At 49.3% G+C, this 16,019-nt stretch carries 13 protein-coding genes; 7 read left to right on the top strand and 6 right to left on the bottom strand.

The window, feature by feature from the left end:
• Nucleotides 1-150 precede the first annotated feature (150 nt).
• Nucleotides 151-1,506 (top strand): ATP-binding protein, encoded by a 1,356-nt coding sequence (locus EPD17_RS19120; protein ID WP_132056065.1) that lies wholly within the window; start codon nt 151-153, stop codon nt 1,504-1,506.
• Nucleotides 1,507-1,509: 3 nt separating this feature from the next.
• Here EPD17_RS19120 and EPD17_RS19115 read toward each other — a convergent pair whose 3' ends face one another.
• Nucleotides 1,510-2,364: an alpha/beta hydrolase gene (locus EPD17_RS19115; RefSeq protein WP_132056064.1), complete on the bottom strand. Its 855-nt coding sequence runs from the start codon at nt 2,362-2,364 to the stop codon at nt 1,510-1,512.
• Nucleotides 2,365-2,426: 62 nt separating this feature from the next.
• Between EPD17_RS19115 and EPD17_RS19110 the strand changes: the two genes are divergently transcribed.
• Together EPD17_RS19110 and EPD17_RS19105 are read left to right on the top strand one after the other, a co-directional pair.
• Nucleotides 2,427-3,518, top strand: coding sequence for a sialidase family protein (locus tag EPD17_RS19110; protein WP_240040678.1), 1,092 nt, complete (start codon nt 2,427-2,429; stop codon nt 3,516-3,518).
• Nucleotides 3,519-3,856: 338 nt separating this feature from the next.
• Nucleotides 3,857-6,127 carry an ATP-binding protein gene (locus tag EPD17_RS19105; RefSeq protein ID WP_132056063.1) on the top strand — a complete coding sequence of 757 codons (2,271 nt, stop codon included), beginning with the start codon at nt 3,857-3,859 and terminating at the stop codon, nt 6,125-6,127.
• 43 nt (nt 6,128-6,170) lie between these two features.
• On the opposite strand, the gene EPD17_RS19100 is transcribed toward EPD17_RS19105, so the two are convergent.
• The 4 genes from EPD17_RS19100 to EPD17_RS19085 form a co-directional block, all read right to left on the bottom strand.
• Complete coding sequence (locus tag EPD17_RS19100) at nt 6,171-7,349, bottom strand: DUF3570 domain-containing protein (RefSeq protein ID WP_132056062.1); 1,179 nt, start codon at nt 7,347-7,349, stop codon at nt 6,171-6,173.
• A gap of 120 nt (nt 7,350-7,469) precedes the next feature.
• Nucleotides 7,470-7,685 carry a DUF4266 domain-containing protein gene (locus EPD17_RS19095; protein ID WP_132056061.1) on the bottom strand — a complete coding sequence of 72 codons (216 nt, stop codon included), beginning with the start codon at nt 7,683-7,685 and terminating at the stop codon, nt 7,470-7,472.
• Entirely contained in the window at nt 7,682-8,644 is a 963-nt protein-coding gene (locus tag EPD17_RS19090; protein WP_204743227.1) for an FAD:protein FMN transferase, read from the bottom strand. Before EPD17_RS19090 ends, EPD17_RS19095 begins: the two co-directional genes overlap by 4 nt.
• The gene (locus tag EPD17_RS19085; RefSeq protein ID WP_132056060.1) at nt 8,631-9,071 is read right to left on the bottom strand and encodes a thioredoxin family protein; all 441 of its coding nucleotides are present in this window, start codon (nt 9,069-9,071) and stop codon (nt 8,631-8,633) included. The genes EPD17_RS19090 and EPD17_RS19085 overlap by 14 nt, the downstream gene beginning before the upstream one ends.
• Nucleotides 9,072-9,396: 325 nt before the next feature.
• On the opposite strand from EPD17_RS19085, the gene EPD17_RS19080 reads away from it, so the two are divergent.
• From EPD17_RS19080 to EPD17_RS19065, 4 genes are all read left to right on the top strand, one after another.
• Nucleotides 9,397-10,023, top strand: a complete 627-nt coding sequence (locus tag EPD17_RS19080) for a bifunctional 4-hydroxy-2-oxoglutarate aldolase/2-dehydro-3-deoxy-phosphogluconate aldolase (RefSeq protein WP_132056059.1) — start codon at nt 9,397-9,399, stop codon at nt 10,021-10,023.
• 8 nt (nt 10,024-10,031) lie between these two features.
• Nucleotides 10,032-11,180 carry a galactonate dehydratase gene (gene dgoD / locus EPD17_RS19075; RefSeq protein WP_132056058.1) on the top strand — a complete coding sequence of 383 codons (1,149 nt, stop codon included), beginning with the start codon at nt 10,032-10,034 and terminating at the stop codon, nt 11,178-11,180.
• A gap of 353 nt (nt 11,181-11,533) precedes the next feature.
• Nucleotides 11,534-12,505: a 2-dehydro-3-deoxygalactonokinase gene (locus EPD17_RS19070; RefSeq protein ID WP_132056057.1), complete on the top strand. Its 972-nt coding sequence runs from the start codon at nt 11,534-11,536 to the stop codon at nt 12,503-12,505.
• 80 nt (nt 12,506-12,585) lie between these two features.
• Nucleotides 12,586-12,990, top strand: a complete 405-nt coding sequence (locus EPD17_RS19065; RefSeq protein WP_132056056.1) for a hypothetical protein — start codon at nt 12,586-12,588, stop codon at nt 12,988-12,990.
• A gap of 6 nt (nt 12,991-12,996) precedes the next feature.
• Here the strand turns inward: EPD17_RS19065 and EPD17_RS19060 are convergent, their stop codons facing one another.
• The gene (locus tag EPD17_RS19060) at nt 12,997-15,840 is read right to left on the bottom strand and encodes a triple tyrosine motif-containing protein (RefSeq protein ID WP_165929672.1); all 2,844 of its coding nucleotides are present in this window, start codon (nt 15,838-15,840) and stop codon (nt 12,997-12,999) included.
• Between the last annotated feature and the right edge of the window lie 179 nt (nt 15,841-16,019).

Here is a 16,019-nt window from a genome sequence, read left to right as displayed (position 1 = left end):
AGGAATGCACCTTCCTCAGTTTCGTACTTCGCGACTGGTAAGGTACAAAACAATGGGCGTAAAATGCAAGTGATACCCCGTTGTTTTATGGGGAGGCAACCTTCTTGCAGATTGGCCCCCTATTGTGTATTTTATCCTTTTACCAACATCATGCTTTACGCCATCGGCAATGATCCTTCACCAGCCGCAGCAGTAGATGCGGCGCTAACAGGCCTAAGGGCCATTGTGGTCCACCGGCTGCAAACCCATGCACAGGGCCAGCCGCTGGTTTTGCTACAATGGTTGCCACAACATTTTAATGGCCAACTTCTGCGCCCCGAATTGCTGCGGCATTTGCCACAACTGCAAACGGATGAAGAATGGATCGTGTTGCTGCTTGCACTGGTGCCACATGTGCTGCCCAATTTTTTTGAGGCCATCATACTGGAGCAGTTTCCATCTGGTGGCGATTTCCCGGAAATAGGCGGCGTAAAAGGGGGCAACCACCGCAGCATGTTGCCCACCGGCGAAACTGCACAATTTGTTCTTTTTGGCAATGAAATTGGGGGCCGGCTTTCAGCACACCAACTTTTTTCAGAAGCGCATTTTTTTTACCGCCAACGCATCCTTTGGCTTGAGCCCGTGCGGGAAGGAGAACCTTTCATGAGCGGTCGTATCATAATGGATAGTGAGTGGGTAAATAAAATTTTGCTGGGAAAGGAAACAGCACCCCGCTTCGGGCTTGATTTTCCGGCAAAGCGCATTACCACCAACATGCTTTGGGAGGATGTGGTGCTGCATCACCAAACAGCACAACAGGTGCACGACGTACAGGTGTGGCTGGAGCACCACCACGAACTGCAACAAGAGGAACACCTGTTCCGAAAGATCAAGCCGGGTTACCGTGTTTTATTTTACGGCCCGCCGGGCACCGGCAAAACGTTAACGGCTACACTGCTTGGCAAGCAGTTTCATTGCGATGTGTACCGCATCGACCTGTCACAGATCGTTTCCAAATACATTGGTGAAACGGAAAAAAACCTGGAAGCCGTTTTTAAAAAAGCCGAAGCCAAAAACTGGATCCTTTTTTTTGACGAAGCAGATGCACTTTTTGGCAAGCGCACCAATGTGCAAAGCTCCCACGATAAATACGCAAACCAAGAAGTAAGTTATTTGCTGCAACGCGTGGAAGATTATCCTGGCCTCATTATCCTTGCTTCCAATTTTAAAAACAACCTCGATGATGCTTTCATCCGCAGGTTTCATGCACTGGTACATTTCCCGGTGCCCAATGCACAGGAGCGGCTGGTGCTTTGGCAAAAAGCGTTGCCCCAAAAAATGGCGGTAGACGAGCAGGTAAACCTACCCGAATGCGCCCAGAAATATGAACTGACAGGGGCGGGCATTATTTCGGTGATGCATTATGCCGCGCTGCAATGCCTGGCATCGCGTAATGGCTTCATCACCTACCAGCACATCAAGGAAGGCATACGCCGTGAGTACATGAAAGAAGAAAAAACAATGTAGCCTTTAATACTGCCGGAAACTTTGCGATACAAAATGCAACACATCAGGCAGGGCTTCCCGCCAGTAGGTCCAGTTATGTGCACCATCGCGAACGCGAAATTCATGCGGGATCTCTTTTTTCTTCATCGCAATATGCACCAGCGAGTTGCCTTCATATAAAAAGTCGTCGTCGCCGCAATCAATGTACCAGCGCACCGATTTTTTTACACTGTCCGCCATGTTGTTGATCAGCGCCAATGCACTGTGCTGCTTGTAATAAGCTTCAATGGCAGCATCGGTTGCAGTGGCGTTGTTTCGCCTAATCGATGTTTTGGCATCTTCTAAGCTAATGGGCCCCGCAGCTGCACTCAATGGGCAGGCAGCAGCAAACAGGTCGGGGCGGTGCAGCGCATACATAAAAGTGCCGCCGCCACCCATCGATAGCCCGCTGATGGCGCGGTAACGTTTTTCCTTTTTGGTGCGGTATGTTTTTTCAATATGCGGCATCAGTTCCTGGAAAAAGAAATCCTCGTAGCGCCAGTCGCCTTTGATGTCGTTGAAATAGCCTCTGCGACCGGTGTTGGCATCGGGCATCACAATGATCATAGCCGTGGAACGGCCTTCCCTGATGGCCTTGTCGGTAATGTTTTGCACTTCGCCAAATTGCACCCAGCCCGTCTGGTCGTCGCCGCCACCATGCAGCAGGTACAACACCGGGTAGCTTCGTTGCGATGTTTCGTAATCGGGCGGCAGGTAAATGGCAAACTTCCGTTCGCCATTCAGGATCTTGCTGTTTAGGGAAAGGGCATCCATTACTTTGCCGGTTTGGGCAAATACAAAAAGTGGCATTAATGCCAGGGCAAGGGCAAGCTGTTTCATGCCCATTAAGTTAACGGAAGTAGTTAAGAAAAAAGGCATCTGTCCAATCAATAAACAACGACATGCAAGCGTACCGATATTTCTTTTGCAACCCATTCATTGCCGCCGGTTATTTTTACCGCATGAAGCAAGGCGGGCTTATTACATTGTTGCTATTGGTGCAGGGCATGCTGCTGGCGCAGGGCGGCTGGCAAAAACAAGGCGAAGAACTGATTTTTACACAACCTCCTTTTACTGCGGCCCATGCGCCAACGATCGTTGAGCTTGCATCGGGCGGCATCATGGTGTCCTTTTTTGCAGGCACTCACGAGGGGCATAAAGACGTTTCCATTTGGCAAACACAAAAGGGTGCCGGGCAATGGACCAAACCACAAATTGCAGCCACCGGCGTGGTGCACGATTCGTTACGCTATCCCTGCTGGAACCCGGTGCTGTTCCGCCCTGCAGGCGGGCCGCTGCAACTATTTTATAAAGTGGGCCCCAACCCAAGGGAGTGGTGGGGCATGGTGCAAACATCGGCCGATGATGGCAAAACCTGGAGCACCGCAAGCCGGCTTCCCGACGGTATTTTGGGGCCCATCAAAAACAAACCGGTGCAGTTGAAAAACGGTACCATATTAAGCCCGTCCAGCACCGAAACTGAACAGGCTTGGAAGGCGCACATCGAGCAATCGGCTGATGGCGGCAAAACATGGAAGCGCATCCCCATTGATAGCGCCAGTTCATTTAAAGTCATTCAACCCGCTATTTTACAATACCCCAACGGCCGGCTGCAGGTGCTGTGCCGCAGCGACCAGGACCGCATCGTGCAGGCGTGGTCGGATGATGGTGGCAATAGCTGGTCGCCCTTTTCAACCATTCATTTACCCAATCCCAATTCGGGCATTGATGCTGTTACCCTGAACGATGGCAGCCAACTGTTGGTGTACAATCCAACCGTCAGGGGCAAGGAGTGGTTCAACAACCGCGGCAAACTCAATGTAGCCCTTTCCACCAACGGCAAGGATTGGAAAGACATCATGGTTCTGGAAAATGGCACAAGTGAAGAATACAGCTACCCGGCCGTGATACAGGCAAAGGATGGAAAGGTGCACATTGTGTATACCTACGACCGCAAGAACATCAAACATGTAGTGCTGGTGAAAAGACCTTAGTGGTGGCTTTATCCAAAGCATCGCCCCAACATTTTGCAGAAATTATCGGACAATTTTAAAAACGCTTGGTGATGGCTTTGGAAAATTTGCCTGGCTCATTATTCTGTGCTTTTTGTGCAGCGTTGGTTGTTACTGATGCGTAAACCCTAAAACAAATTAGATCACTTGAATTTTTGTTGTTTATACATGCGAACAAAATTTTATGTGGCAGTTGCTGTTTTTTGAAACCCTTTTTTTAATTTTTGGGCCTGTAAATTGTACCCCACAAAAACTATATTTTTTTAAAGGCATCATGGCCATGCGCCCCAATTCCTTTAAACCATTGCTAAACAGGGTGCATGCAAATCATCAACGTCGTTAACAAAGAAGTAGCTACCATTCCCAACTGTGCCAGCGAGCCTATTCATAGTCCCGGTGCCATCCAGCCATTTGGCGTTCTACTGGCAGTAGATGCAAACGAAGTACTTACTTACTGCAGCAGTAACACCGAACTTTTATTTACACTTTCGCCGGCGCAGGTTTTGGGCAAAAGCCTTCTTGATATCTGGCCCGGTGCAGCCGAACAAATGGCGCTGTTAAAGCTGGCGCAAAATGGCGTGCAACACGCTGTGGTCAATCTTTCCGGCCAGCAGTGCGATTTGTTTGTATACGAAAGTGGCCCTTACCGCATCCTTGAATTTGAATTGCAACAGCCGGGTACCGAAACGGACATCGACCTGTTTGAGCAAACCCAGATATTCGTCAACAGCATCGACCGGGCCCGCAGCCTGCGCGACCTGTGCCAGCGCATTGCGGAGCAAACCCGCGCCATTACCGGCTACGACCGCGTAATGATTTACCGGTTCGACAATGAATACAACGGGCAGGTGTATGCCGAAAGCAAACGCAAAGACTTGGAGCCTTACCTCGACCTGCATTACCCCCACACCGATATTCCGCCACAGGCACGGGAGCTGTACCTGCGCAACCTGATGCGGATGATTGCCGATGTGGATTACGAGCCTGTTCCGTTGCTAACGGTGCAGGCTGCCGAAGTGCAGCAGCCCGACCTGAGCGATAGCGTGCTGCGCAGCGTGTCGCCCATTCATATCCAGTACCTCAAAAACATGGAGGTGGGCGCCACACTTACTGTTTCGATTGTTTTGGAAGGAAAGCTTTGGGGAATGATTGCCTGCCACCACCAGCAGCCGCTGCACCTGTCGTATGCCCGCCGGAAAGCGGCACTGATGCAGGGGCATTTTTTATCGTCTCAAATAAGGGTGCGCCAACTGGCCGAGGAATATGAAGTAAGTACTGTGGTGGAAGCACACCTGCAACACCTGCTGAACCTGGTGCCACAGGAAGGCGACTTTGCGCTCAAGTTTAAAAACTTTACATCACTGATGCCCGCTGCCAACGCCACCGGTGTGGCGGTGTTGCATAAGGGTAAAATATACGAGCAGGGGCTGGTGCCGCCACACGACCGCCTCATGCAACTGTTTCAATGGCTGGCGGCACACAGTGCGGGCCTGCAGTTCAGTACATCGCACCTAATGGCCCATTATGCCGATGCAGAAAAGATCAGCCGGCAGGCCGCCGGTATTTTGTACAACAAACTGGGCGACCCGCTGCGCGATGCCATCATCTGGTTTCGGGAGGAAGTGGAACAAAGTATCAACTGGGCCGGCGACCCGTTTGATGCCATTCAAAAACATACGGTGCTCAACCAGCTCAACCCACGTTCTTCATTTGCCATTTACCGGCAGCAGGTGCGTTACACCAGCCGCGAGTGGCGGATATCGGAGCTGAATGCAGCGGCACGTTTTGCCGGTGCTTTGCAAAATCATTTTCACCTCGAGTACCTGCGGTTGGAAGAAGCAAGCCAGCGGCTGCTCAACGAACGCCTCCAAAAGGCCAATAAAGAACTGGCCAACATCAACTGGATCACTACGCATGACCTGAAAGAGCCGCTGCGCAAAATTCTCATTTTTGCGTCGCGGGTAATGGACGAAGAAAACCAAACGCTTTCAAAACTGGTGTTGGATTCCATTGAACGCATTCAAGCTTCGGCCAAACGCATGCAAAGCCTGGTGGAAGATATTACGGCGTACAACATTATTGAAGACCGCCAGGCCAACACGGATTATACCGACCTCAATACCATTGTGGCCGATGTGCTGCACGAATATGAAGAAGACCTGCGGCGGTTGCAGGCCACCTGGCAGGTAGATAACCTGCCGCAACTGCAAGTGGTGCCGTACCAGATCAGGCAGCTTTTTGTAAACCTAATTGGTAATGCCATCAAGTTTGCCCACCCCGACCGCCCTTTTAGTGTCAACATCCGTTGTACACGGTTGGCATCGCGTATGGCCAACCAGCCACTGTTGCGCAACGGCATTCCTTATTACCAGATCACCGTGGAGGACAACGGCATTGGCTTTTTGCCGGAGGAAGGCGAAAAGATCTTTGATATTTTTTACCGCTTGCACCACCGCCATACTTATGAAGGCAATGGCATAGGGCTGGCTATTTGCAAAAGAATTGTGGAGCAGCATGGCGGCACCATTATGGCCACCGGGCAGGCTGGGGCCGGTGCGGCTTTCCAAATTTTTTTACCGGCTGAAAATTAGTGCCGCACTAATGCAGCCGAACATTAAAACTGCTACGACTATACTATTTAAACGTCAGGTGCAGCGCCAGGTTGTTGGATAATAAACCATCGTTGCGGATGTAGTGGCCGCCTCTTATTTCTGCACTGGTGATCCGTTCAATACCCAATACGCCATTGGCCGGAACAAAGCGCATGCCCGCACCAAAATACTGGCTGTTGAATTGCGACAGGTCGTAATCGCTTGTAAAAAATGCGTCCCCTTTTTTATGCGCAGCATAAGGTGCAAAATAACTTGCCGCGGTTTGGGTGTAAAAGCGATAATATGGACTGATGGACCAAAAGGGTGAAACCTTAATGGGCGTTTCCAAATCAATGGTATGTGCCCGCACGCCCCAATTATCCTGGTAGTAACGATAGAAAGAGCGAACGATGAGGCGGTCGCTGGCAAAATAATTGGCTCTTATGCCCACCGGCAATTTAAAGCGGCTGTCGGGTAGCGTTTCAGCATCGAGGCCGCCACCGGCAAAGTACACCCGCTGGTAGCGTGTAGCCAACAGGCCTTGCTGAAAAGTAGGTTCGGCTACCAGCGCTACCTGTAGCTTTTGATTTACCACCTGCGAAAGCGAGAACGCCGCATTAAACGAGTTTCGGCCCGGCGATGGTTTATTCCGGTCGAGTTGTTGGCGTAGTTCTATCGGGTGTATCACCATCCAGGTATCAAAGTATGCTTGTGCCCTTGCATTAAACTCCCGATTATTGTCTTTTGATGTTTTTGCAAAACTGGCCCCAATACCGAAAGACGTATAATCATATTCGGTAGAAGCAGATAAATTGAGGCCAATGGTTTTTCCTTTTGTTTCATCCAGCCGCGACCATGAAACCGATGGGTAAATGCGGGTATCGGCATGTGATGCAGAACTAATGGTGCTTGGGTCAATTTTATCGGATGATGCAGAAGTATAATGATCGATGCCCAGCTCGAAGTTGAGCGAATGTTTGCGGAGCCGGCTGTCGTATTTCGACAGTTTCAGTTCGATGGTATTGGAAAAATCAGTTAGCTGCTCCGTGCCAATGCCGCCGGTTACTGCGGAGTGGTTGCCGTTTTGATGATAATATCCCGATACAAAATTGATTTCTTCCAAACGCAGTTTGCGGCTTTTATAAGTAGTATCTGCGGGTTGTGAAAAGGCGGCCAGGATGCTTACATAAAAGCCAATTGCGGAAAGGGTAAGTTTTTTCATTGAACGGCCCTGCAAGGGGTTTATATTGAATGCGAAGCAGGTTCCTAATAATGACGATCAAATGATTCGGGGCTTAAAAATTTCTTAACCAGGCAGTACAGTTTACTTGTATTTTGCCGGTTAGTTACACCCGCAGCCGCCGCCCGTTTTACCACCGTTTGCGCCGGATGCTGCCTCGCGGTACGACTGAAAATTCATTTCGAATTTTTGTGATTTCCGCGCCGACAATTGCATCTCGGAATCATTGAGCTTGTTCTTCTGGTATTCTTTTACTGAAGTGCAACAGGTAAAAACAAGTGCTCCCATCGCGATCAAAAATTTTGTGGTTGCAGTCATGTTCTGCTGATGTTTATGTTTATGTTGTTCGAAGTATAGAGTTGATTCTGATCGTCGATAATGATGCAGGCCATGTTTTTTAACTGGTTAATCAGGTACAACCCGGCCTGCACGCCCATCACCATTACCGGCGTGGCCATTGCATCGGCCAGTTCTGCACTGGCCGAAATAATTGATACACTTTTTATACCACTAACCGGCAAACCTGTTTTGGGGTCGATGGTGTGAGAATAACGTTTGCCATTAATGGTCGCAAATTTTTCATAACTGCCCGATGTTGCAATGGCTGCGTTGCTGATATTGAGTGCGGAAAAAACAGCGCCCTTTTTATCCGGGTCGGCAATGCCTACGGTCCAGGGCGCACCCTGCGGATCAAGGCCCCAGGTGGCCATGTCGCCCGCCGCATTAACAACGCCACTTTCAATGCCCATGCGCTGCAGCAATGCTTTTGCTTTATCGGCGGCATAACCTTTTCCAATACCACCAAAACCAATGCGCATGCCCTTTTCTTTTAAGAAAACTGTTTTTCGTTTATCGTCCAGAATAATATTGCGGTAGTTGATCAGGCGGACCGATTTTTTTGCAATAGCGGGGTCGGGGAGTGCCGTCATATGCACATCAAAATTCCAAAGGCTTTTGTCAACCGAACCATAGCTTAGGTCAAAGGCGCCTTGGGTGAGCTGCGCAATTTTTTGTGACCGGCTAATAAGATCAAAAACTTCGCCGGATACGGCAACGGGTTTGAGCCCTGCATTCTGGTTGATGCGTGCCGTTTCGCTGTCTTCATTAAACGTGGTGAGGAGTGCTTCTATGCGCCTGATTTCGGCTATTGCCGCGGCAATGCACTGTTGGGCATAAGCTTCGTCTGTTGCCAGTACAGTTATTTGAAAGCTATTGCCCATGAGCAGCGCACTGCTCTTGTAAGTTTGTTGTTGCGTCAGTTGATTAGTGCCGGGCATGGGCGGCTGTGTTGATTTCGCCCACAAATGCTTCCGGGGTTTCCGACGGCAGCCCATCCCATTGCTTTACTACTTTTCCCGAACCATCAATTAATAGTGTTAGCGGGAAAATTCCATGCGGGTTGTATCGGCTGGCCAACTGTTCGTTCAATTCAGTTTGCTCTTTGCTTAATTTATTTTTCTTCAGCCGTGGAAAATCGGCTTTTACCAGCACCAGGTCTTTTACCGCATAATCTTCAAATGCAGCCGAATGAAACAGCTGCTTTTCCATTTTGATACAGGGGATGCACCAATCGGAGCCGGAAAAGCTCACCAGGATCATTTTGCCCGATTTGCCCGCTTCTATTTTGGCTTCTTCAAAATTGGTAGACCAAACGGGTTCGCCAGAGATACCCGCAAACAACAGAAAAAACAGCAGTGCTTTCATGCTTTGTTTTTTAATAAAACGCTATCTGCAGCTATGTATTTTGGTGAGCGGGGTAAATTTTGCCGAAACTTATTAAGATAGTCTTACCGCTTTTTTTGTCCCACAACAGTGGGTTTCCGTGCTAAAATTCTATTGCCGAAATGTCGTTCATTATGGACGTATTAAAAGCCGGAATATTGCGCTGTAATTGTGCCATAAAATGATGTAGTTGTAAAAAAACTAATACAGCTAGCCTGCCGGGAGTAATCGTAAAAGAACATGCAAGACAATTACATTTTTTCACTCCTGTTGGGTTAGCTATATTACAAGTCAAGCTGTTTTCATTATGGATGTATTGTCGCAATTACTGCAGCATAAAATCATTGCCATTGTTCGGGGGGTACACCCCGAGGAAGTGCCGCAAATTGCACAAGCACTGTATCGGGGCGGCATCCGGGCCATAGAAATTACTTTGAATTCTGCAGGTGCATTTGGTGCGATCAAACAGTTGTGCGCCGTTGTGAAAAATGACATGCTGGTAGGTGCGGGCACCGTGCTTGATGCTGCGGCTGCAACAGAGGCCATTGAATGTGGTGCGCAATTCATCATTTCGCCATCGCTGGAGTTGGATGTGATCAAGCAAACAAAAGCACTGGGTAAAGTCAGCATTCCCGGTGCATACACCCCTACGGAAGTGGTTGCGGCACACAGGGCGGGCGGCGATTTAATTAAAATTTTCCCCGCATCCAATCCGCAATACATTACAGACCTGAAAGGCCCGCTGGATCATATTCCCATGATCCCAACCGGCGGCGTAAACCTGGATAATATTGCCCTATTTCAACAGGCCGGTGCTGTAGCATTTGGCATTGGCAGCAGCCTGGTAGATGGCAGGCAGCAAATTACCCCCGCATACCTCGAAGCATTGGAACAAAAGGCTGCGCAATTTGTGCAGGCATTAAACAACAACTAAAAAGCATCATGCGCATAACCAGTTTTAAATTGTACCAGGTGCCACCCCGCTGGCTGTTTTTAAAAATTGAAACAGACGAAGGAATCAGCGGTTGGGGCGAGCCGGTGATCGAGGGGAAAGCTGCTACGGTAAAGACCGCGGTGGAAGAACTGATGGAGTACTTGGTGGGCAAAGACCCGCACAATATTGAAGACCATTGGAACGTAATGTACCGTGGTGGCTTTTATCGCGGTGGCGCTATTTTAATGAGTGCTATGGCTGGCATCGACCAGGCGCTGTGGGACATTAAAGGCAAGTACCACAATGCACCGGTGCACCAATTGCTGGGCGGCAAAGTGCGGGATAAAATCAAAGTGTACTCGTGGATTGGTGGCGACCGCCCAATGGAAGTGGGCATGGCGGCACGTGCCATGCAAACGCAGGGTTTTACTGCCGTAAAAATGAATGCCACCGAGGAGTTGCAATACGTAGATAATTACGATAAAATTGACCAGGCCGTTGCCCGCATTGCTGCCGTGCGGGAAGCGGTTGGCAGCGGCATGGGCGTGGGTATTGATTTTCATGGAAGGGTACACAAGCCAATGGCCAAAATACTGGCAAAAGAACTGGAGCCCTTTAAGCCGATGTTCATTGAAGAGCCGGTGTTGCCCGAAAACAACGAAGCGCTGCGCGAAATAAGACAACACACGGCCATACCCATTGCTACCGGCGAACGGATGTTTTCGCGGTGGGAATTCAAAAAGCTGCTGATGGATGGAAATGTCGATATTATCCAGCCCGATGTATCGCATGCAGGCGGCATTACAGAGTGTAAAAAAATCATCTCAATGGCCGAAGCATTTGATGTGGCCGCTGCGCCGCATTGCCCGCTGGGGCCTATTGCATTGGCTGCCTGTTTGCAGGTAGATGCCACCTGTCACAACGCATTTATACAGGAGCAAAGCCTGGGCATTCATTACAACCAGGGCAGCGATTTGCTCGATTATATTTTGGAGCGCAATGTATTTAAATACGAAGCGGGTTTTGTAAAAATTCCTGAAGGCCCGGGATTGGGTATTGACATCAACGAAGAACATGTGCAAAAGATGGCGGAGGCCGGCCATAACTGGCGCAACCCGCTTTGGCGGCATGAAGATGGGAGTGTGGCGGAGTGGTGAGTGGTATGGGTTGTCGTATTTGTTGTCGATATCTGTGATCTATTTACAGTGATCGAGTATTGAAATGAATGACTTGCTAAATCGGCCATTCAAATAAAACGCATGACTTTGTTTCTGTCATCCTGACGAAGGAAGGATCTGAACTATGCATAAAAGAACTCATTGCGACACTCAGATGCTTCGCTGCGCTCAGCATGACAAAACAAAATCCATCATGACATCCAAAATACCCTCGCAGCATTGAGGCAATCATTGATACAGCATGCAGATGATTTTAGCAATAGCGCCATTCTTTTTACAAAGCAAATCCGACAACGCCATTCACCCATTTTGCACCCAAATAAAAAAGAACCATGCACCATATTTTCTTAAGCTGCGACTGGGGTACTACTAACTTTCGGCTACGCCTGGTTGATAGGCAAACGTTGGAGGTAAAAGCGGTTGTACAATCAGAAGAAGGTGTTGCAGCAGTGTTTGCGCAGTGGCAACAAACAGCGGGTGCAACTGACCGCGTATCATTTTACCAAAATGTATTACAACACCAGGTCAATCTGCTGGAGCAGCAAATCGGTAAGCCGTTGGCAGGTGTACCAATAATTATATCAGGCATGGCTTCATCCAGCATCGGAATGATGGAGCTCCCTTACAAGCAGTTGCCTTTGTCGATAATGGAAATCGACCTGTCGTATCACCAATCAGAAGCAACAACTGCGTTTAACCATCCCATTGTTTTAGTGTCCGGTGCCCGAACCGAAGGGGACGTAATGCGGGGTGAAGAAACCCAATTGGCAGGATACAACATTGATTCAGCGTTATATTCTCAGGTATTTATTTTTCCAGGCACGCATTCCAAACATGTTGCAGTAGCAAACGGTGTTGCTACCGATTTTGCCACTTATATAACCGGGGAGGTTTTTCAACTGCTGGCAAACAAAAGTATCTTAGCAAACAGTGTAGCCGCCAACGATGCTTGGTACGAAAAAAGCAACCGCGCAGCGTTTGAGCAAGGCGTCTTGGATGGACAATCGCACAATATTTTACACCAGGCGTTTATGGTGCGCACCAACAGTTTGTTTGAACGCTATGGTGCAGCCGCAAATTACTGGTACCTCAGCGGGCTGTTGATAGGTCATGAATTGCAAACACTGCAACAAACACACACGGGCCCCATCACCATTGTAGGCAACGGTATTATAGTTGACATATACCAAGCCGCATGTACAGTGCTGGGCCTGCAACATGTTAAGTCGGAAGATGCAAATATTGCATTGATCAGGGCACATGCAAAACTGTTCGACAAGCTCTTTGCCAACACCATTAAGTAACCAACCATCACCACCCGGCCATGACGTTTTTTTATCCCGCTTTAGATGAAATGATTCGGCAAAAAGCTGAGCCCCTCAACATGGATCCGCTTTTTTTGGCAGCATTTATACACGTGTTGGCAGCCGGCCCCAGCCTTGCACCAACCGAGCCCGACCAGGATATTATAGAAGAAATAAAGCTGGTGTATTGCCGCTATTTGGTTGCGGCACGAAAAGACGAATGGGCGCAGTATGATGTCGAACTTTCGGATGAAATGTTTGTATCGCTCAGCAAGGAGGAAGATATGGCCAATGACCTTTCTTTTGTTAGTTGGGATGGACCGGTGAAGATGGTGCATTTCAAAGCATATATGGAAGGCTCATTGTACACCCATCAGATCTATGGCCGCTATCCTGACCGGAGTTTTGTGGCATCGGTGACAGAGGAGGTAGAAACAGAAATTGCGCTGGCCCGCAAGTTTTTAGAAGAACCAAAAAATGCCTGATGCACTTTATAAATTGATTCCTTTCCCCTCCTTCACTGCCTCGGTAAGAAAGTCGGCCAGGTTGGCCTCTGTTGGGATTTGCAGTTTTTTGCGCAGTCGGTAGCGGCTCACTTCCACACCCCGCACAGTAATGTTCATGAGTTGCGCCATTTCCTTGGTGGACAGGTTCATGCGCAGGTAAGCACACAGCTTTAATTCGCTGGCCGTTAGTTGCGGGTATTTTTCTTTGAGCAGCATCAAAAAGTCGCCGTGCACCCGGTCGAAGTGAAAAGCAAAATGTTCCCAGTCCTGCTCAAACTTTTCGTCTTCGGTCATCATCCTGATGATCTTTTTAAAATCGCTGCTAGAGCCATCTTGCCCGATTCCTTTCAGCGACCGCAACAACTCTTCGCGGATCTTGCCCATCAGCTCGCCTTTCTGCACCAGGTGCATGGTAGCTGCCGCCAGCTCTTTGTTTTTATGGTTGATCTCCGACTCGAGCTTCTCGTTTTTCAACCGCACAATCGCTTGTTCGTTGCGTTCAATTTCCAACTGGTGCAGGTACTGCAACCGCTTCTGCTCTTCCTCGTATTTTATGCGCTGCCGCGCAAACTTTTGCTTTTGGCGTTTATACAAAAGATAACCGGCACCAATGGCCATAAGTACATATAAAAAATACGCAACCGGGCTGCGGTACCAGGGCGCTAAAATGGTAAAAGTGTATTGCGCCACCGGCGATTCGTTGCCCAGATTATTGCGGGCTTTTACCAAAAACGTGTACGTGCCATGCGGCAGGTTGGTATATTCTTTTTCTGTTTTCTTAGCCCACCCCGACCAAACTTTATCAAACCCTTCAAGGCGATAACTGTACTCAATGTTTGCCTGTTGTCCAAAGAACGGCGAGGAAAACTCAAAGCGCAACGAATTCCATTTATACGCCAGTTCGGGGATGGTGCTTTTGGTGTAGCCCTTTTGCGTACCGGCGCTGTAGTAGCCGCCGAAAATGGAGCTGTCGGCAGCAATGGGTGCCACCGCCCGGATCAGCACCGCCAGCTTATAATTGTTGTTGCGGTATTGCTCGTAATTGATGTTGTAAAATCCCTGCTCGCCGCCCACTAGCACATTGTTGCGGTTGATGGGGTAAATAAAATCAAACCCGCTCACCATTTGCCCGTTCAATTCCGGTATGTAAATGATCTGCGGCTTTGGCCCGCTGAAGTCGAGCACGCCGAGGCTTTTTTCGGAGGTAAACCAAATGTTGCCATCACCGTCTTCCTTCATGTAGTTGACGCGGATATTGCCGAACAGGTTTTGCAACAACACCGAAGGTGCAAACCGGTCGGCGGTGCTGTCGTATTCGTAAAAACCAGCCTCGGTGGGCACCACTATTTTGTGCCGGATTTTATATACATAATAATGGCTGCGCGATGTAATGCCCTTGCCGGCATAGGCGGTGTAGGTGGGCTGGCCACCTTTATATGCCACTTTAAAAATGCCTTTGTATGGATGCGCCACCCAAATATCGCCGTTGTTGATGGCCACTATCCGGGCCGACTCGAAATGTGCACCGGCACCGGCAGGGGTAAGGCGGTTGTTCTGCGCCTGGTAAAAGTTAACGCCGTGGTACGTGCCCGCCAACACCAGCGGCGCATCTTTTTGCGGCAGTGTAAAAAAGTTCCAAAACCCCGACGACTGGTCGAATGGCGTAGCTCCTTGCTCCCCAACGATAAAAGCGCCTTCGTGGTGGCCCATTAGCAGTTGGCCGCCCACTTCCGACAGGTTCCAAACCTGGCCCTGTGTGCCGGCAACCGGCTTTACCGGCCCGTTGAGCAGGCTGAGGTTAGCGGCATTTGCCAGCGGCGCAAAGTACAAGCCGTTGGAAGTGCCCAGGTATAATTTGTTGTTGTAAATGCGGGCCGCATAGCCGCCGCCTTCGTTGTTGCGATCGGTGTAAATATGTTTGATGGCATTATCGTAGGTCAAAAAATCAATGCCGTTATCGAGGCCGAGCCACAGGTTGCGGCTTTTATCCAAAAAAGCATAGCGGATATTGTTGTTCTGCAGGCCTTCGGCCAGCGAAAAGCTTTGCACCAGCCCGCCTTTTTTATCAACGATAAAACAGCCGCCGAGGCTGGTTGCCAGCAACACCTGGTCGGCCCCAACGGCAATAGACCGGTAAATATTTTTAGCCGCAATCTGCTGCAGCATGGGCGATTGCATCGGCGCAAGGCTGTTGCCCGAAAGGAGAAAGAGGCCTTGTTTGAACGTGGTAAGCAACAGCGTGTCGCCGCTATGGGGTAAAATGCCGGTCACCAAAAAGTCTTTGTACGGTACTTGTTCCAGCGCGGGTTTCCATCCGTTGCCCCACCATTCCAGCAACTGGTGGCGGTTGTCCTGTGCAAACAGCCGGTTGCCGCCCTTGCCCAAAAACTTCCAGTCGTAGTTGGGAAAACAGGCCACCTGCTGCCCTTTGATGCGGATGATTTTGTTGTTGGCCTGGAAAAAAATGGCGCCTTCATGCACCGCTATATTCCACACATCGGAAAAAGCCCGTTCCCTTTCGGGCAGCAGTGGCAGCAACGAAGTGTATTCCAGTGCACCTTTTTTATTAGGGCTGAAATAGCCGATCTCGTTTTGGGCACCCACATAAATGCGGTTGCCTTCAATTTGAATAGATCGAAGAACGGTTTTGTTTGGGGTTGCGTACAGGCGCCAGTACGACCCGTCGAAGGAAAGCAGCCCTTCATTGTTGGCGAAATAAATAATGCCCTGCTCGTCCTGTTCAATGTCCCAGTTTTGGGTGCCGGCCAGGTAATCCTGTTTGCTAAAATTTTTGATCTCGGGCAGGCCCAGCGAGTTTTGGGCTGACAAATTTTCAGTAGCAAGCAGTAGTAAGAAAATGATGACGAAAAGAGGCTTCATACAGCAGGCAAAGTCGGCTGTAAGGTAGGAAAATTTGGTTTGTAGTAGTAATGTAGTACCCCTATGATCACAATCAGGCCCATTTTTCCCGTTTGATGTAGTAGTGTTGTAGTTGAAAATAAAGCGGC

The sequence above is a fragment of the Pseudocnuella soli genome (genome assembly GCF_004347775.1).
GTDB classification, from domain to species: Bacteria; Bacteroidota; Bacteroidia; order Chitinophagales; family Chitinophagaceae; genus Flavisolibacter; species Flavisolibacter aquaticus.
Note: the sequence above shows the minus strand (reverse complement) of the source record. Positions and strands in the feature narration are given on the sequence as shown.